Source organism: Nocardioides proteolyticus (assembly GCF_051280635.3).
GTDB lineage: Bacteria > Actinomycetota > Actinomycetes > Propionibacteriales > Nocardioidaceae > Nocardioides.
In genome coordinates this window covers 77,011-94,548 of the sequence record NZ_JBNBPO030000010.1, presented here as the reverse complement: position 1 = coordinate 94,548, position 17,538 = coordinate 77,011, and the positions used below count along the sequence as shown (strand labels likewise).

The window sequence follows — 17,538 nt, the reverse complement described above, 5'->3', positions numbered from 1 at the left end:
ATGACCGCCTGGCTGTTGCTGGGACTCGCGATCCTCCTGGTCATCGCCTGCGGGCTCTTCGTGGCCGCGGAGTTCGCCTTCGTCACCGTCGACCGCGGCCAGGTGGACCGCGCCGCCGCGGAGGGCGACGCCGCCGCCGTGGGCCTGCAGAAGGCGCTGCGGTCGCTCTCGACCCAGCTGTCGGGGGCCCAGGTCGGCATCACGGTGACCAACCTCGGCATCGGCTTCCTCGCCGAGCCTGCTATCGCCGACCTCCTGCGCGGGCCGCTGACCGACGCCGGGATACCCGACGGGGCGCTGACCCCGGTCGCCGTCGCGACCGGGCTGGTGCTGAGCACGCTGGTGACGATGCTGATCGGCGAGCTGGTGCCCAAGAACGTCGCCATCGCGCTGCCGCTCGCCACCGCGCGGATCACGCAGGGGCCGATGCGGGGGTTCACCGCCGTGTCGCGCCCGCTGATCAAGGTCCTCAACGACAGCGCCAACGCGATCGTGCGGCGGCTCGGGGTCGAGCCGCAGGAGGAGCTGCGGTCGGCGCGCAGCTCGACCGAGCTGGCGTCACTGATCCAGCGCTCGGCCCACGAGGGGACCCTCGACGCCGACACGGCGGAGCTGATGGAGCGCTCCGTCGAGTTCGGCACCCGCACCGCGGGCGAGATCATGACGCCGCGCGTCCGCACCCGCACGCTCGAGGTCAACGACCGCGCCAGCGCGGTCCTCGCGCTCACCCGCGAGACGGGCATGTCCCGGTTCCCGGTGCTCGACGAGCACGACGCCGTCGTCGGCACGGTGCACGTCAAGAACGCCGTCGCGCTTCCGCTGCACGAGCGCGACACCGCCCGGGTCAAGCACCTGATGGCCAAGCCGATCGTGGTGCCCGACAGCCTCCGCCTCGACCCGCTGCTGGCGCTGCTGCGCGAGGACGGCTTCCAGATGGCCATCGTCCTCGACGAGTACGGCGACCACGCCGGGATCGTCACGCTGGAGGACGTCATCGAGGAGATCGTGGGCGACATCGCCGACGAGCACGACCGGCTCGGCAACCGCGGCCGGCTCCGGCGCGACGGAAGCTGGTCCCTCTCGGGGCTGCTGCGGCCCGACGAGGTCGAGGACCTCACCGGCTTCCCCCTGCCCGAGGGCGAGGACTACGACACCGTGGCCGGTCTCGTGCTCAAGGTGCTCGGCCGGGTGCCGGGCACCGGCGAGGAGGCCGTCGTACCGCTGCCGCCGGAGTCGGAGGACGACGAGGCTCCCGCGCGCCGGGCGGTGCTGAAGGTCGAGCACATGGACGGCCTGCGCATCGACCGGCTCTCGCTGCGGGTCGAGGAGGTCGAGCAGCCCGATGAGTGACCTCACCGGCGTGCTGCTCGCCGTCTTCCTGCTCCTCGCCAACGCCTTCTTCGTCGGCGCCGAGTTCGCGCTGATCTCGGCGCGCCGCAGCCAGATCGAGCCGCGCGCCCAGGCGGGGTCGCGGGTGGCCCGGACGACGCTGCACGCCATGGAGCACGTCTCGTTGATGATGGCGGGCGCCCAGCTCGGCATCACCATCTGCTCCCTGGGCCTCGGTGCCGTCGGCGAGCCCGCGCTCGCGCACCTGATCGAGCCGGCTTTCCACGCCCTGCACGTCCCGGACCAGTGGCTGCACCCGATCGCGTTCGTGATCGCGATGTCGATCGTGGTCTTCCTCCACGTCGTGCTGGGCGAGATGGTGCCCAAGAACATCGCCATCGCCGGTCCCGAGCGCGCCGCGCTCATCCTCGGCCCGCCGATGTACGGCGTGGTGACGGTGCTCCGACCCATCATCGTGGGCATCAACCTGCTGGCCAACGGCATCCTCCGGCTGGTCGGCATCGAGCCGCGCGACGAGGTGTCCAGCACCTTCACCCGCGAGGAGGTCGCGGCGCTGGTGGAGGAGTCCCACGGCGAGGGCCTGATCGCCGAGGACGAGTACGACCGCCTGGCGGGCGCGCTGGGGTTCACCGAGAAGACCGTCGGCGCGGTGATGATGCGACCGCAGACGCTGGCGACGGTCGTCCGCGGGTCCACCGGGGCCGACGTCGAGTCGCTGTGCGCGGCCACCGGCTTCAGCCGGTTCCCCGTCGTCTCGGAGACCGACGAGACCGACCTGGTGGGCTACCTCCACATCAAGGACGTGCTGGAGCCGGACGAGGAGCGACGGATGCGGCCGGTCGCCGACCGCTGGATCCGGCCCTTCGCGACGGTCACCGCCGACACCCTCCTCCACGACGCGCTCGAGGTGCTGCAGCGCCGCGGGGCCCACATGGCACGGGTGGTCGACGGTGAGGGGCGCACGCTCGGCGTGGCGGCCCTCGAGGACGTGATCGAGGAGCTGGTCGGGGAGATCCGCGACGCGGCGCACTCCGACGAGCAGGCATGAGCGGGAACGGCCGTGCCCCCAACTAGGGTGTCGTCCGTGGCAGGCTCCAGGACGCGTGACGACCGCCCGTCGGACACCCGCGTCCTGACCGTGCCCAACCTGCTCAGCGGCCTGCGCCTGCTCGGCGTGCCGCTCTTCCTGTGGCTGGTGCTGGGTCCCGAGGCCGACGTGTGGGCCCTCGTCGTGCTGATGCTCTCCGGCGTCACCGACTTCCTCGACGGCTGGCTCGCCCGCAAGCTCGACCAGCAGTCGGTGCTCGGCCAGCTGCTCGACCCGGTCGCCGACCGGCTCTACATCCTCGCCGTCGTCATCGGGCTGGCGATGCGCGACATCATCCCGTGGTGGGTCGCCCTCTGCCTCCCGCTGCGCGACCTCCTGCTGTGGGGCCTGGTGCCGCTGCTGCGCACCCGCGGCTACAGCGCGCTGCCGGTCCACTTCCTCGGCAAGGCGGCGACCTTCAACCTGCTCTACGCCTTCCCGCTGCTGCTCCTCGGTGACGGCGAGGGCGCCGTCGCCACGCTGGCACAGGTGTTCGGCTGGGCGTTCGCGCTCTGGGGCATCGGTCTCTACTGGTGGGCCGGGGTGCTCTACGCCTGGCAGGTCCGCAAGCTGCTCCTCACCACCGAGCGCCGACCCCGGTCGGTGGTCCGCGATGAGTGACCCCGTCGAGCCGCGACCGTCCGAGGCCACCGCCAGCGACCGGTCCCGCACGCCGCTGCTCACCCTGATCACCCAGGAGTCGCTCGACCGGGACTACCAGGTGGCGGCCTCCCGGCGTGACCCCGAGGACCGCGAGCCCACGGGCTCCCGGTTCGCCGTGGTGGCCGTCGTGGCGGTCTTCGCGCTGCTGGTGACGGTGGCGGCCGTGCAGACCTCGCGCAACGCCGACGTCGACAACGCCAGCCGGTCGAGCCTGGTCGAGCGGATCGAGTCGGTCCGCGGGCTGGTGGCCGACCTCCAGGAGGAGGTGGCGCGGCTGCGCGAGGAGAACGCGGCCGCCGAGGAGGAGCTCCGCTCGCTCGGCGAGCGCTACAGCACGGTCCAGGCCCGGCGCTCCGCACTCGGTGCGCTGACCGGCTTCGAGGCCGTCACCGGGGACGGCGTCCGGGTGACCGTGGACAACGCGCCCGGTGCCGGCTCCAGCGCCCAGGTGCGCGACTCCGACCTCGCGCTGCTCGTCGACGGGCTGTGGGCGGCCGGCGCCGAGGCCGTGGCCCTCAACGGCCAGCGGCTGACCGCGCGGAGCGCGATCCGCAACTCGGGCCGGGCGGTCGAGGTCAACAGCGTCGGCATCGCGCCGCCGTACACGGTGACGGCGCTGGGCGACCCGCGGACGCTCGCCGCGGACCTCCTGACCGGGTCGCCCAGCGGGCTCGCGTTCGTCGCCCTCGCCCAGCAGTACGGCTTCCGCTACGACGTCGACAGGGTCAGCGACGTTCGGCTTCCGGCGGCGCCGACGTCGCTGCGGCGGCTACGGTTCGCTGAGCAGCGCACGAGCAGCCCCAAGGGAGAGGCAGGAGGTCAGTCGCCGTGATCGCGGTTCTCGGTCTCGTCATCGGCGTGGTCCTGGGTTTCGTCTTCCAGCCCGACGTGCCGCTCGGCCTGGAGTACTACCTGCCGATCGCCGTCGTGGCAGCGCTCGACGCGGTCTTCGGCGCGTTGCGCGCCTACCTCGACGGCATCTTCGACGACAAGGTGTTCGTCGTCTCCTTCCTGAGCAACGTCGTGATCGCGGCCGGCATCGTCTACCTCGGCGACCGGCTGGGCGTCGGCGGCCAGCTCTCGACCGGCGTCATCGTCGTGCTCGGCATCCGCATCTTCACCAACGTCGCCGCGATCCGGCGCCACCTGTTCCATGCCTGAGGAGCAGGAGGCCCCGGCCACCGCGGTGCAGCGCCTCAAGACCGCGCTGCTGCGGCCGTCGCGCAAGCAGGTGGTGGCCGCGGTGCTGCTGGCGCTGCTCGGGTTCGCGGCCGTGACGCAGGTCCGCGTGGCCGGGACCGACGAGACGCTCGAGGGCCTTCGCGAGCAGGAGCTGATCGACCTGCTCGACGCCCTGTCCGGCACCCGTCAGCGCACCCAGGCCGAGATCGAGCGGCTCGAGGACGTCCGCGAGGAGCTGCGCGACGACACCACCAGCCGGCGGGCGGCGCTGGAGCAGGCCCAGACCGAGGCCGACAACCTCCGGGTCCTCGCCGGCCTGGTGCCGGTCACCGGGCCCGGCATCCGGATCACCATCACCGAGGAGGAGGGCCGGGTCCACCTCGCGTCCCTGCTCGACACGATCCAGGAGCTTCGCACCGTCGGCGCCGAGGCGATCGCGATCAACGGCAAGGTGCGGGTGATCGCGCAGACCGCGTTCGCCGAGACCGACGGCGGGTTCGTCGTGGACGGCGAGCGGCTGGAGGCGCCGTACGTCATCGACGTGATCGGCGAGCCGGGCGTGCTCAGCGCCGCCATCGAGTTCGCCCTCGGCCCGCGCCAGCAGCTGGAGGAGGACGGGGCGCGGGTCTCGGTGGAGGAGCTCCAGCGGCTCGACATCGAGGCGGTCGCGGAGACCGAGGAGCCTTCCTTCGCCGTTCCCGACCAGGGGCAGTAGCCTTCTCGCCACCCCCGGCCGACCGACAGCCCAGCACCGCCAGCCGACAACCCGAGGAGACCCGGTGACGAACCCCGCGGACCTGAAGTACACCGTCGAGCACGAGTGGGTGCGCGACCCGGGGGAGACCGACGGCGCCGTCCGCGTCGGCATCACCGACTACGCGCAGGACGCGCTCGGCGACATCGTCTACGTCTCGCTGCCCGAGGTCGGCGCGAGCGTCGAGGCCGGCGCCGCCTGCGGCGAGCTGGAGTCGACCAAGTCGGTCAGCGACGTCTACGCCCCGGTCGCCGGCGAGGTGGTCGCGGTCAACGACGCGCTCGACGCCACGCCCGAGCTGGTCAACAACGACCCGTACGGCGCCGGCTGGCTGTTCGAGGTCGTGCCCGCCGACCGCGGCGCCCTCGACGGACTGCTCGACGCGGCGGGATATGAGGCCCAGCTCGACGGGTGAGCATGTAGGTTCGTAACCGTCGCACCAGCACCCTGAGGAGCCGCCCGATGCCGTTCTGCACCGCCTGTGGCAAGCAGAACCCCGATGACGCCCGGTTCTGCTCGCAGTGCGGGACCCGCCTCGCCTCGGCGGAGGCCGGGTCCACGCCCAGCGACGCGACCGCCACGATCCAGTTCGGCGGCGGTGACCGGGTGGAGACCTCCGACCGTGCGCTGAGCGCCGTCGACGCCGCGGCGGTCGACGCGCTCCCGGTCGGGCACGCGCTGCTCGTCGTGCAGAAGGGTCCCGGTGCCGGGAGCCGCTTCCTGCTCGACCAGGACGAGGTCGCCGCCGGCCGCCACCCCGACAGCGGCATCTTCCTCGACGACGTGACGGTGTCCCGCCGCCACGCGGTGTTCCGCCGCGAGGGCGACACGTTCACCGTCGAGGACGCCGGGAGCCTCAACGGCACCTACGTCAACCGCGACCGCATCGAGAAGGTGCAGCTGAAGGACAGCGACGAGGTCCAGGTCGGCAAGTACCGCCTCGTGTTCTTCGCCGGGCACGAGAGCGCCTGAGGATGTCGGCTGCGCGGGTCGACGCGGCCGGCCGCGGCGACCGTGAGGCGCTGCTCAACATCGGGCAGGTCCTCGACCGGCTGCGCACCGACTTCGAGGACGTGTCGATCCCGAAGATCCGGTTCCTGGAGTCCGAGGGGCTGATCAAGCCCGACCGCACCCCGGCGGGCTACCGCAAGTTCTCGGAGGCCGACATCGAGCGGCTCCGCTACATCCTGCGGATGCAGCGCGACCACTACCTGCCGTTGAAGGTGATCGGCGAGCACCTCGACGCGATCGACCGGGGCCTGCAGCCGCCCGCGCCGGAGCCGGTGGTGCCGGAGGTGCCGACCGTCGCGCTGGGCGCGGACGGCCTGCCGTCGCCGGAGTCGTTCCGGCGCACCGACCGGTTGCGCCTGTCCCGCAAGGAGCTGATCAAGGTCGCCGAGATCGACGAGGACCTGCTGGGCCAGCTGGAGGGGTTCGCGCTGATCACGCCCTCGGCGACGGGTCACTACGACTCCGACGCGCTGGTGATCGCGCGGACCGCCAAGGAGCTCGCCGACTTCGGCATCGAGCCGCGCCACCTGCGTGCCTACCGCACCGCTGCCGACCGCGAGGTCGGGCTGATCGAGCAGGTCGTGGCGCCGGTGCGCCGGGGCCGCGACGCCGGTGCCAGCGCCCGTGCCGAGGAGGCCGTCAGCGAGATCGCCGCGCTCTCCGTGCGGCTGCACGCCACGCTCGTGAAAGCCGGTCTGCGTAGGATTTGACGGCTTCACCTCGCGAGTAGGCTGGGGCCATGCGCGAGGTGGATGTCATGGGAGTCCGGGTGGAGATGCCCTCCAACCAGCCGATCGTCCTGCTCCGCGAGGTCGCCGGCGATCGCTACCTGCCGATCTGGATCGGCGCCGTGGAGGCGACCGCGATCGCCTTCGCCCAGCAGGGCGTGGTGCCGCCGCGGCCGCTGACCCACGACCTGATGAAGGACATCCTCGCCGCCACCGGCAGCGAGCTGTCGCAGGTCAACATCACCGACGTCAGGGACGGCGTCTTCTTCGCGACCCTGATCTTCGAGTCCGGTGTCGAGGTGAGCGCCCGGCCGTCCGACTCGATCGCCCTGGCGCTGCGCACCGGCACCACCATCTACTGCTCCGAGGAGGTGCTCGACGAGGCCGGCCTGGCCGTCCCGGCCGAGCAGGAGGACGAGGTGGAGAAGTTCCGCGAGTTCCTCGACCACGTCTCCCCGGAGGACTTCGGCTCCACCTCGGGATAGGCGTGCCGATGAGGCCGAGACAGCCGCGGAGCGGTCAACCTCAAGTTGAGGCTGAGGGTTTTCGCGACACGCCCGGCGACGTCTTTGACCCGCCCGTCGCGACCGCCGTACCTTGATGTGTCGGATGCACCACCGAGATCGCCCCGTGGAGGACCAGTGAACGAGCACCAGCCGGAGACGGCGCAGGGCGACTCCGCGGCAGCCGCGGCGGCGGAGGAGCAGGGCCTCCTGTTCACCGACGACGTCTCCCCGCTGCCCAGCGACCTCGGCTACCGCGGTCCCACGGCCTGCAACGCCGCCGGCATCACCTACCGCCAGCTCGACTACTGGGCGCGCACCGGCCTGATCGAGCCCAGCGTCCGCGGCGCCTCCGGCTCCGGCTCGCAGCGGCTCTACAGCTTCCGCGACATCCTGATCCTCAAGATCATCAAGCGGCTCCTCGACGCCGGCATCTCGCTGCAGCAGATCCGCACCGCGGTCGGTCACCTCCGCGAGCGGGGCACCGACGACCTGACCCAGGTCACCCTGATGAGCGACGGCGCGTCGGTCTACGAGTGCACCAGCAACGACGAGGTCATCGACCTCCTCCAGGGCGGCCAGGGCGTCTTCGGCATCGCCATCGGCGGCGTCTGGCGCGAGATCGAGGGCACCCTCGCCCAGCTGCCGAGCGAGCACGCCGCGGTCGAGGGCGAGCGGGCCGGACCCGTCGAGGGCGACGAGCTGGCCGCCCGCCGCGCCGCCCGCTCGGTTGGCTGAGCCGGACGGCTGACCGTGTAGTCTGACCGCGCCGTTTGATGCTGCGCGGGAGAGTCCAGTCTTTCTCGTGAGGCTGGCGCCGAAGGGGCAATTCCTCCCCGGAACCTCTCAGGCGCCCGGACCGCGCAGAGCAGGCAACTCTGGAGGCGCAGCGGCGCGCTGACAGAGGGGGAGGCTTTCACTGGACGTCTGATCCCTGGAGCCACCCACCTCATGAGCGCCCCCTTCGTCAACCGCCACATCGGACCCGACGACTCCCAGGTCGCGGCGATGCTCGACCGCCTCGGCTACGCCTCGCTCGAGGAGCTGATGGACGCGGCGGTGCCGAAGTCCATCCGCACCAGCGACGACCTCGCACTGCCGGCGGCGGTCGACGAGGAGACCGCCGCCGCGGAGCTCCGGGCGATCGCCGCCGCCAACTTCCCGGGCGAGGCGATGATCGGGCTGGGCTACCACGCCACGGTCACGCCGGCGGTGATCCGCCGCAACGTGCTCGAGGACCCCAGCTGGTACACCGCCTACACCCCCTACCAGCCGGAGATCTCCCAGGGCCGGCTCGAGGCGCTGATCAACTTCCAGACCATGGTCGCCGACCTCACCGGCCTCACCACGGCGGGCTCCTCGCTGCTCGACGAGGGCACCGCGGCCGCCGAGGCCGTCGCCCTGGCGTTCCGCGCCAACCGCAAGGCGTCCGGCCCGTTCGTCGTCGACGCCGACGCGCTGCCGCAGACGATCGACGTCGTGCGCACCCGCGCCGAGGGGATCGGCGTCGAGGTCGTCGTCGCCGACCTGCGCGAGGGCCTGCCCGAGGGTGACGTCTCCGGCGTGCTGGTGCAGTACCCCGGCGCGTCCGGCCGGGTCGCCGACATCCGGGCCGTGATCGACGCGGTGCACGAGCGCGGCGGCCTGGCCGTCGTCGCGGCCGACCTGCTCGCGCTCACGCTGCTGGAGGCGCCCGGCACGATGGGCGCCGACGTCGTCGTCGGTTCGGCGCAGCGCTTCGGCGTCCCGCTGTTCTACGGCGGCCCGCACGCCGGCTTCATCGCGGTCCGTGAGGGCCTGGAGCGGCAGCTGCCGGGTCGCCTCGTCGGCGTCTCGGTCGACGCCGAGGGCCGGCCCGCCTACCGGCTCGCGCTGCAGACCCGCGAGCAGCACATCCGCCGCGACAAGGCCACCTCCAACATCTGCACCGCCCAGGTGCTGCTCGCCGTCACCGCCGGGATGTACGCCGTCTACCACGGGCCCGGCGGACTCACCGCGATCGCCGAGCGGGTCCACGGCCTGGCGGCCCGGGCCGCGGCGTCGCTGCGCCGGGCGGGGCTCGAGCTGGTCAGCGAGACCTTCTTCGACACCGTCCAGGTGCGGGTGCCCGGCCGCGCCTCTGACCTGGTCGCCGCCGCGCGTGAGGAGGGGCTGCAGCTGCGCCTCGTCGACGCCGACACGGTCGGCATCTCCTTCGGCGAGACCGCCGGCCCGGCGACCCTGCGGGCGCTGCACACCGCCTTCGGGATCACCCCGGCCGAGGTGGAGCCGCTCGTCGCGGTGCCGGACGCGGTGCGTCGTACGACGGGCTTCATGGCCCACCCGGTGTTCAACACCCACCACAACGAGACGTCGATGCTGCGCTACCTGCACAAGCTCAGCAGCCGCGACTACGCGCTCGACCGCGGGATGATCCCGCTCGGCTCGTGCACGATGAAGCTCAACGCGACCACGGAGATGGAGCCGATCTCGCTGGCCGGGTTCGCCGGGCTGCACCCGTTCGTGCCGGCCACCGACGCCGAGGGCTACCGCCGGATGATCGAGGAGCTCGAGGGCTGGCTGGCGGAGGTCACCGGCTACGACAAGGTCTCGGTGCAGCCCAACGCGGGCGCCCAGGGCGAGTTCGCCGGGATGCTCGCGATTCGCAACTACCACCGGGCCAGCGGCCAGGGGCAGCGCGACGTCTGCCTGATCCCGTCGTCGGCCCACGGCACCAACCCCGCCTCGGCCGTGATGGTCGGCATGAAGGTCGTCGTGGTGAAGGCCAACGACGACGGCACCGTCGACCTCGACGACCTGCGGGCCAAGTGCGCGCAGCACGCGGACACGCTGGCGGCGATCATGGTCACCTACCCCTCGACGCACGGCGTCTACGAGGAGACCATCACCGAGCTGTGCGACATCGTGCACGAGCACGGCGGGCAGGTGTACGTCGACGGCGCCAACTTCAACGCGCTGCTCGGCTACGCCAAGCCGGGGCGGTTCGGTGGCGACGTGTCCCACCTCAACCTGCACAAGACCTTCTGCATCCCGCACGGCGGCGGCGGGCCGGGCGTCGGTCCGGTCGCGGTGCGCGAGCACCTGGCGCCGTACCTCCCGACGCACCCGCTGCACCCGGTGGCGGACCGGCGGGAGGGCACCGGCGCGATCAGCGCGGCGCCGTACGGCTCGGCGGGGATCCTGCCCATCTCGTGGGCCTACGTGCGGATGATGGGCGCCGAGGGGCTCACCCGAGCCACGGCCGTGGCGGTGCTCTCGGCCAACTACGTCGCCGCCCGGCTCGGCGAGCACTTCCCGGTGCTCTACCGCGGCGAGTCCGGCCTGGTCGCCCACGAGTGCATCCTCGACCTGCGCGAGATCACCCGGCAGACCGGCGTGAGCGTCGACGACGTGGCCAAGCGGCTGATCGACTACGGCTTCCACGCGCCGACCATGTCGTTCCCGGTCGCCGGCACCCTGATGGTCGAGCCGACGGAGTCCGAGGACCTCGCCGAGCTCGACCGGTTCTGCGACGCGATGATCGCCATCAAGGGCGAGATCGACCGGGTCGCGGCCGGGGAGTGGGCGGTCGACGCCTCGCCGCTGCACCACGCGCCGCACACCGCGCGGGCGCTGGTGGGCGAGTGGGACCGTGCCTACTCCCGCGAGGTGGGCGTCTTCCCGATGGGCATCGACCCGGACAAGTACTGGCCGCCGGTGGCCCGGATCGACCAGGCGTACGGCGACCGCAACCTGGTCTGCGCCTGCCCGCCGATGGACGCCTACGCCGAGTGACCCACGACGACGCGCTCCGGTCGCTCCAGGCGAGCGGCCGGCTGCCGTCGGTCTGTGCCGCGGTGGCGCGCGGCGGGACCGAGGAGTGGCGTGGCTGCGTGTCCGTGGTCGACGGCATCGGCACGCAGACGTCGTACCGGATCGGGTCGATCACCAAGACCATGACCGCGGTCCTGGTGCTGCAGCTGCGCGACGAGGGCGGGCTGGACCTCGACGACCCGGTGGGCCGGTTCCTGCCGGAGGCCGGGTACGCCGACGCCACGCTGCGCGGGCTGCTCTCGCACACCGCCGGCCTGCAGAGCGAGCCGGTCGGGCCGTGGTGGGAGCGCTCGCCCGGCGTGCCGATGGCCGACCTGCTCGCCGCGAACGACGGAGGCGGCCGGGTCGCCGGGCGGGGGGAGCACTACCACTACTCCAACCTCGGCTACGCGCTGCTCGGCGAGGTCGCCGCCCGGCTGCACGGTCGGACGTGGTGGGAGCTGGTGGCCGAGCGGCTGCTCGAGCCGCTGGGGCTCACCGCGACGACGTACGGGCCGCCGGCCGACCATGCGCCGGGCCGCAGCGTCGACCACTTCGCCAACACGCTGACCGCCGAGCCACACACCGACACCGTCGCGATGGCGCCGGCCGGGCAGCTGTGGAGCACGGTCGGCGACCTGCTCCGGTGGGCCGACTTCCTGGCGACCGGGCACCCCGACGTGCTCGCGGCGGAGACCCTGGCGGAGATGGCGCGACCGGTGACGCCCGACGAGGACTACGGGCTGGGGCTGCGGCGGCTCGTGGTGGACGGGCGGGTGCTGGTCGGGCACACCGGGTCGATGCCGGGCTTCCAGGCGTCGCTGTTCGTCGACCGGGCGACCCGCGACGCCGTGGCGGTGCTGACCAACGCGACCACCGGGCTGCCCGCGGCGCGGGTGGCGGAGCGGTTCCTCGCCGCCGACCCCGCGGCCGACGCGGGCGACGCCGGGGGCGACGTGGCGCCGTGGCGGCCGGTGGCCGAGCTGCCTGCGGAGGTCGCGCCGCTGCTGGGCGTCTGGTTCTGGGGCAACACCGCGCTCGGCTTCGAGTGGACCGGCCAGGAGCTGCTCGTCCGCGACCTGCGGACCACCGAGGAGGAGTACCGGTTCGCGGTGGCGGGGAGTGGGCTGGTCTGCACCGCCGGCTACCACCGCGGCGAGCGGCTGCACGTGCACCGCCGCGCCGACGGCTCGGTGAGCCACCTGGAGTGCGCCACGTTCGTCTACACGCGCTCGCCGTACGACCCGAGTGTCTACAGCGTTGACTGATGCCCCATGATGGGGCCGTGGACGAGAACACGTTCCAGCTCGGCTGGTTCCGTCGCGAGGGCGACCTGTTCTGGCCGATGCCGCTGGCCCAGAGCCTGTGGCGCGAGGACCAGATGCACGGGGTGGCGGTCAGCGGGCTGCTGGCCCGCGCCCTCGAGGAGGCGGTGGCGGCGGCCGGCCGCGACGACCTCGTCCCGGCGCGCTACCACGTCGACCTCTTCCGCCCGGCGCGGATGACCGGCACCTCCGCGGCCGCGAGCGTCGTCAGGGAGGGCCCGCGGCTGATGCTCCTCGACGCCGTCGTCGAGCAGGACGGCGAGGTGGTGGCCCGCGCCGGCGCCACGTTCCTGAAGCCGTCGGCCGAGCCGCCGGGGGAGCTGTGGACGGCCGAGGAGCGGCCGAGCCCGCCGCCGGCGGACGTCGCTCCGGTCGGCGGCGAGCACCACGTGCCCATCTTCGCCAGCGAGAAGCCGTGGAGCGACAACTTCACCGAGCACCAGAACGCCGGGCGCCACGCCACCTGGCAGACGGCGATGCCGATCGTCGTCGACGAGGAGTGCACGCCGTTCCAGGTGGCCGCGTCGATCGCCGACGCGACGAGCATGGTGACCAACTGGGGGAGCGCCGGGGTCGCCTACATCAACACCGACATCAGCCTCGCGCTGGCGCGGCTGCCGGAGGGTACGTCGCTGGGCCTGCGCACCACCGACCACGTCGCGGCGGACGGGGTGGCGGTGGGCACCGCGGAGGTGTTCGACCGGCGCGGACCGATCGGGACGGCGACCGTCACGTCGCTGGCCAACAGCCGCCGTACCGTCGACTTCTCGGGCTCGGACTGGGACGGCTCGACGGGCACGCCCGGCGTCTGACCGGACCGCCGCCGGACGGTCTGGACCGCGGGCTGGGAGTTGCCCGATTCCGCTGAACCGGCGGGCGACCCGGCGGTAGGTTTGCGGCGATCCGGCGCCGGGCACGGTGCCGATCACGTGCGCCGCAGGACCCCCGCGGCCGCCCGCATCTGCGTACCCGTTGGAGGGATCGGACATGGGACTCATTCAGGCTGCGATCGGCGCCGTCGGCGGCACCCTCGGCGACCAGTGGCTCGACTTCTTCGGCGTCCCGGACGGCCTGCCGCCGACCGCGGCGCTGTTCCCCGCCGTCCGCAAGGGCGAGAACGCCGGCCGGGGCGGCAACGACCGCGCGTCCGACGGCGTGATCACCAACGGCTCGAAGATCATCGTGCCGGAGGGCTACGGCCTGGTGCTGCTCGAGGACGGTGCGTTCACCGGCTTCGCCGCCGAGCCCGGCGCCTACATCTGGAACTCCGACGAGCCGGCCTCGCAGTCCGTGTTCTCCGGCGGCGGCCTGGTCGACTCGGTGATCAAGCAGAGCTGGGAGCGGTTCAAGTACGGCGGCCGCCCGTCGACCCAGCAGACCGCGGTGTTCGTGACGCTCAAGGAGCTGCCCAACAACAAGTTCGGCACCCAGTCGGAGATCTACTGGGACGACGCGTTCCTCAACACCCAGGTCGGCGCGATCACCCGCGGCACCTACACGCTGAAGATCACCGACCCGCTCACGTTCATCCGCAACTTCGTGCCGGCCAACGTGATCGGCGGCCGCGGGATCTTCGACTTCACCGACATCGACAACCCGGCCGGTGAGCAGCTGTTCAACGAGGTCGTCGGCTCGCTGGCGCCGGCGTTTTCGATGTACACCAACGACCCCGCCAAGGGGAACCGGATCGCTCGCCTCCAGCAGGACTCGATCGGGTTCGCCCAGTCGCTGTCGGCGGCGGTGGAGCAGAACTACCAGTGGCGCACCGACCGGGGCCTGGAGATCGTCAAGACCGCGATCATCTCCATCGAGTACGACGCCGACACCCGCGAGCTGCTCAAGAACGTCAAGCGCGCCGACGCCCTCTCCGGCGCCCGCGGCAACTCCAACCTGCAGGCCTCCGTCGCTGCCGGCATCGAGGCGGCCGGCGAGAACGCCGGGCCGGGTGGCCTGATCGGGATGGGCATGGCGACCGGTGGCATGGGCATCGGCGGGCTCCAGCAGCCGGTCACCCCGCCGCCCGCCGCTCCGGCTCCGGCGCCTGCCGCTCCGGCGGCACCGGCCGCGCCCGCTGCTCCGGCCGCCGAGGACCCGATGGCGGTGCTGAAGCGGGCGAAGGAGATGCTCGACGCCGGGCTGATCACGCAGGAGGACTACGACGCCGCCAAGGCCAAGGCGCTCGGGCTCTGAGATGACGCAGGAATCCGCAGAGCCGCAGCAGCCGACCTTCGACGGCCCACCGCTGTCGCTGGAGGAGGAGCTGGCCGCCGCCCGGGCCGAGCCGGAGCCGGGGCCGAGCATCGACACCGTCAACGAGTCGCTGAAGGACGGGCTCAACCGCTGCCCGAAGTGCGGCTCGACCGACGTCCGGCTGCGTGGCTCGACCGGCATGCTCGTCTGCCTGTTCTGCCGCAACGAGTGGCACGAGGCGCGGGTCGAGGAGGAGTTCGGTCTCGGCGAGGGGATCGACCAGCTCGAGGGCGTGGTCATCGCCAGCGGGGCCGAGGACATCCAGGCCGACGCCGCCGACGTACTCACCTTCAAGTGCGAGGCGTGCGGCGCGGAGGTCGTGGTCGACACCGCGAACTCGCTCAACGCCCGGTGCCACTGGTGCCGCCACACGCTCAACGTCAACCAGCAGATCCCCAACGGCGCCGTGCCCGACGCGGTGCTGCCGTTCAAGCTGACGAAGGAGGAGGCGGTCGAGAAGATCCGCGAGTTCGCCGGCAAGCGCCGCCTCTTCGCCCACAAGCGGTTCAAGGCGGAGTTCGTGCCGGAGAACGTGCTCGGCGTCTACCTGCCCTACCTGGTGGTCGACGCCCGCGCGGAGTCGCAGTACTGGGGCAAGGGCGAGGTGCAGACCCGGCGCTGGACGGAGAAGCAGGGCGACAACACCGTCACCTACTACGCCGCCGACGTCTACCAGGTGATGCGGCAGGTCTCCTTCACCGTCGACGACCTCACGCTGGAGGGGTCCGCGGAGCGGGCGCAGTTCAGCCGCGCCAACACCAACAACATCGTCAACACGATCCTGCCGTTCGACACGAAGAACGCCGTGAAGTGGAACGCCAGCTATCTCGTCGGGTTCAGCAGCGAGAAGCGCGACCGCGACGTCTCCGGCGTGCAGCCGGTGCTGGAGGAGCAGCTGCTGTCGATCGGCCGGTCGCAGGTCGAGGGCTCGCTCGGGCGGTTCGACCGCGGCGTGCGCTGGGAGCAGGAGAAGATCGACGTCGCCGGCTCCCGGTGGGTGTCGATGTACCTCCCGGTCTGGCTCTACTCCTACTTCCAGGAGAACACCGGCCTGCTCCACTACATCGCGGTCAACGGACGGACGGGGGAGACGATGGGCAGCGTCCCGGTCTCACAGCCCAAGCTGCTGCTCGCGGCCTTCACTGTCGGCACCTTCCTCGAAGGCATCGCCGGCGCGATCCTGGTGGCAGGTGCATGATGCTCGACATCATCGTGATGGCCAGCGGCGACGACTCCCCGCTGTGGCTGCTCGCGGCAGGGCCCGCGGGCGCGGTCGCGACGTACTGGGCGCTCTACCGGTACTACCGCAACACCGACAAGTCGCACCAGTACGAGCGGGACACGATCATCGAGGCGCAGCCGGTGCAGGGCGGCGAGGAGAAGGTCGACCACATCTCCCGCACCCGCGACAAGAAGATCGACAACGCCAACCACGCCAAGCACCGGCAGCGGGTGCAGCGCGTCCGCTGACACCCTCCGCCGTCACCGGCCGAGCGCGAGCTCGGCCCGGATGGGCACGTAGGGCCGGATGAGCAGGCGCATGCCCGCCTCCTCCGGCGTCCGGTCGCCCTTCCGGTGGTTGCACGCCTCGCAGGCCGCGACGCAGTTGAGCCACGACCACTGGCCACCGCGCGAGCGGGGGAGCACGTGGTCGATGGTGGTCGCCTTGCCGCGGCAGTAGGCGCACCGGTGCCCGTCGCGGATGAACACGCCGCCGCGGTGCCACCCGGCGGGCTGGTAGAGCCACTTCGGGACGACGTAGCGGAGCAGGCGGATGACCCGCGGCCACGGCCAGGGCCCCGCCGTACGACCCTCGACCGCCTCCTCGACGGCGGCGACCTTGCGGGCGAGCATGCGGACGGCCTGCTTGAAGGACACTCTCCCGAGGGGCTCATAGGAGGCGTTCAGCAGTGCGACATGAGTGGTCACCGCGAGCACCTCCTTTCCTGTCCATGGTTCTACGGTGGGATGACCTCCCTCTGGCGTGCGTACGACGATCCGGTGTCGAATGGGTCCAACCGGTGCCCCCCGCGGCCTCGACGCCGCTCTTCCGGAGGGCTTGCGGCCTCGACTGCGGGCCGCCGACCTGTTCCGACAGGAGAGTCCGGGACGCACTCGTGCCGCGGTGCGGCGTCGAATGCACGGTCGTCCCTTCGGGCGTGAGGCGCGGCCGGCGGGCGGCCGCTGTGCCCTCAACGCTAGGCGTCGACGGTCGAACTGCCCACCGATTATCGGCGGTCAGACGGTCGGACCGGGACGACCACGACGACATAGGCGTCATGGTCAGAGATCCGGGCGTCGTCGACGAAGGCACGATGCCGCTCGACGGAGCTGACGGGCCACGACGCCGGCACGGCGACGTGGTCGATGCTCAGAAGTCCGTCAATCTGGTGCGGCGCGTTCGCGGTGGGAACCTGCAGCCTGAGTCGCTCGACCGTGGCGAGGATCGAATGACGGCCGGCGATCGACCCCGACCACTCGCGCCCCGAAACGGCGTGGTTCCAGTCGCCGCCCCAGATGGTCGGTGTCGCCGCCTCGATGGCAGAGGTGGCAGCCGTCGTCTTCTGCGCGGTCGTGGACCCGGTCCAGGGTTCTCGGGTGCCGCACGACCGCCAGGGGAGGATCGAGGCGCATACCCGGAGCCCGTCGACCTCAGCCATCGCACTGGCTCCGTGGGGATCGGGTAGAGCCGTCAGGGGCAGGTGTGTGGCGATCCCCGCCCACCGACGCTTCGGAGTCATCTCGAGTTCCGTCACGTGCAGATGCCTCCCGGACAACCGGACGCGGTCGGACACCTCCGTGAGCAGCCAGATGTCGCACTCCATCTGGTCGACGAGGCGTCGGTGGCGGTCGTCCCAGCGGCCCTGGAGGTTCCACGTCCCGATGCGCATGG

General features: G+C 72.0%; 19 protein-coding genes and 1 riboswitch. Of the genes, 17 read left to right on the top strand and 2 right to left on the bottom strand.

What is annotated here, in order from left to right; all coding sequences use genetic code 11:
* From ACPOLA_RS08180 to ACPOLA_RS08100, 17 genes are all read left to right on the top strand, one after another.
* On the top strand, positions 1–1,350 hold the full coding sequence (locus ACPOLA_RS08180; protein WP_435769921.1) for a hemolysin family protein: 1,350 nt from the start codon (positions 1–3) through the stop codon (positions 1,348–1,350).
* A complete protein-coding gene (locus ACPOLA_RS08175; protein WP_435769920.1) occupies positions 1,343–2,398 on the top strand; it encodes a hemolysin family protein in 1,056 nt (351 codons plus the stop codon). Before ACPOLA_RS08180 ends, ACPOLA_RS08175 begins: the two co-directional genes overlap by 8 nt.
* Positions 2,399–2,434: 36 nt before the next feature.
* Complete coding sequence (gene clsA / locus ACPOLA_RS08170; protein WP_435769919.1) at positions 2,435–3,058, top strand: cardiolipin synthase ClsA; 624 nt, start codon at positions 2,435–2,437, stop codon at positions 3,056–3,058.
* Positions 3,051–3,932: a DUF881 domain-containing protein gene (locus ACPOLA_RS08165; RefSeq protein WP_435769918.1), complete on the top strand. Its 882-nt coding sequence runs from the start codon at positions 3,051–3,053 to the stop codon at positions 3,930–3,932. The genes clsA and ACPOLA_RS08165 overlap by 8 nt, the downstream gene beginning before the upstream one ends.
* The gene (locus ACPOLA_RS08160; RefSeq protein ID WP_435769917.1) at positions 3,929–4,261 is read left to right on the top strand and encodes a small basic family protein; all 333 of its coding nucleotides are present in this window, start codon (positions 3,929–3,931) and stop codon (positions 4,259–4,261) included. Before ACPOLA_RS08165 ends, ACPOLA_RS08160 begins: the two co-directional genes overlap by 4 nt.
* Complete coding sequence (locus ACPOLA_RS08155) at positions 4,254–4,997, top strand: DUF881 domain-containing protein (protein ID WP_435769916.1); 744 nt, start codon at positions 4,254–4,256, stop codon at positions 4,995–4,997. The genes ACPOLA_RS08160 and ACPOLA_RS08155 overlap by 8 nt, the downstream gene beginning before the upstream one ends.
* Positions 4,998–5,061: 64 nt before the next feature.
* Positions 5,062–5,451, top strand: a complete 390-nt coding sequence (gene gcvH, locus ACPOLA_RS08150) for a glycine cleavage system protein GcvH (RefSeq protein ID WP_435769915.1) — start codon at positions 5,062–5,064, stop codon at positions 5,449–5,451.
* A gap of 47 nt (positions 5,452–5,498) precedes the next feature.
* Positions 5,499–6,008: a zinc-ribbon and FHA domain-containing protein gene (locus ACPOLA_RS08145; RefSeq protein WP_435769914.1), complete on the top strand. Its 510-nt coding sequence runs from the start codon at positions 5,499–5,501 to the stop codon at positions 6,006–6,008.
* Between the two features lie 2 nt (positions 6,009–6,010).
* The gene (gene ftsR, locus ACPOLA_RS08140; RefSeq protein ID WP_435769913.1) at positions 6,011–6,757 is read left to right on the top strand and encodes a transcriptional regulator FtsR; all 747 of its coding nucleotides are present in this window, start codon (positions 6,011–6,013) and stop codon (positions 6,755–6,757) included.
* 29 nt (positions 6,758–6,786) lie between these two features.
* Positions 6,787–7,260 carry a bifunctional nuclease family protein gene (locus tag ACPOLA_RS08135; protein ID WP_435769912.1) on the top strand — a complete coding sequence of 158 codons (474 nt, stop codon included), beginning with the start codon at positions 6,787–6,789 and terminating at the stop codon, positions 7,258–7,260.
* Positions 7,261–7,416: 156 nt separating this feature from the next.
* Positions 7,417–8,016: a MerR family transcriptional regulator gene (locus ACPOLA_RS08130; RefSeq protein ID WP_435769911.1), complete on the top strand. Its 600-nt coding sequence runs from the start codon at positions 7,417–7,419 to the stop codon at positions 8,014–8,016.
* 36 nt (positions 8,017–8,052) lie between these two features.
* Positions 8,053–8,150: riboswitch (glycine riboswitch) on the top strand.
* A gap of 79 nt (positions 8,151–8,229) precedes the next feature.
* Positions 8,230–11,052 carry an aminomethyl-transferring glycine dehydrogenase gene (gene gcvP / locus ACPOLA_RS08125; protein ID WP_435769910.1) on the top strand — a complete coding sequence of 941 codons (2,823 nt, stop codon included), beginning with the start codon at positions 8,230–8,232 and terminating at the stop codon, positions 11,050–11,052.
* Positions 11,049–12,338, top strand: coding sequence for a serine hydrolase domain-containing protein (locus ACPOLA_RS08120; RefSeq protein WP_435769909.1), 1,290 nt, complete (start codon positions 11,049–11,051; stop codon positions 12,336–12,338). The genes gcvP and ACPOLA_RS08120 overlap by 4 nt, the downstream gene beginning before the upstream one ends.
* 17 nt (positions 12,339–12,355) lie before the next feature.
* Positions 12,356–13,207, top strand: a complete 852-nt coding sequence (locus ACPOLA_RS08115; RefSeq protein ID WP_435769908.1) for an acyl-CoA thioesterase domain-containing protein — start codon at positions 12,356–12,358, stop codon at positions 13,205–13,207.
* A gap of 175 nt (positions 13,208–13,382) precedes the next feature.
* The gene (locus tag ACPOLA_RS08110; RefSeq protein ID WP_435769907.1) at positions 13,383–14,585 is read left to right on the top strand and encodes an SHOCT domain-containing protein; all 1,203 of its coding nucleotides are present in this window, start codon (positions 13,383–13,385) and stop codon (positions 14,583–14,585) included.
* Position 14,586: 1 nt separating this feature from the next.
* A complete protein-coding gene (locus ACPOLA_RS08105; protein ID WP_435769906.1) occupies positions 14,587–15,843 on the top strand; it encodes a hypothetical protein in 1,257 nt (418 codons plus the stop codon).
* Complete coding sequence (locus tag ACPOLA_RS08100; RefSeq protein ID WP_435769905.1) at positions 15,840–16,115, top strand: hypothetical protein; 276 nt, start codon at positions 15,840–15,842, stop codon at positions 16,113–16,115. Before ACPOLA_RS08105 ends, ACPOLA_RS08100 begins: the two co-directional genes overlap by 4 nt.
* A gap of 12 nt (positions 16,116–16,127) precedes the next feature.
* On the opposite strand, the gene ACPOLA_RS08095 is transcribed toward ACPOLA_RS08100, so the two are convergent.
* Together ACPOLA_RS08095 and ACPOLA_RS08090 are read right to left on the bottom strand one after the other, a co-directional pair.
* Positions 16,128–16,574, bottom strand: a complete 447-nt coding sequence (locus ACPOLA_RS08095; protein WP_435769904.1) for an HNH endonuclease — start codon at positions 16,572–16,574, stop codon at positions 16,128–16,130.
* A 299-nt stretch (positions 16,575–16,873) separates the two neighbouring features.
* On the bottom strand, positions 16,874–17,536 hold the full coding sequence (locus ACPOLA_RS08090) for an endonuclease/exonuclease/phosphatase family protein (RefSeq protein WP_435769903.1): 663 nt from the start codon (positions 17,534–17,536) through the stop codon (positions 16,874–16,876).
* Between the last annotated feature and the right edge of the window lie 2 nt (positions 17,537–17,538).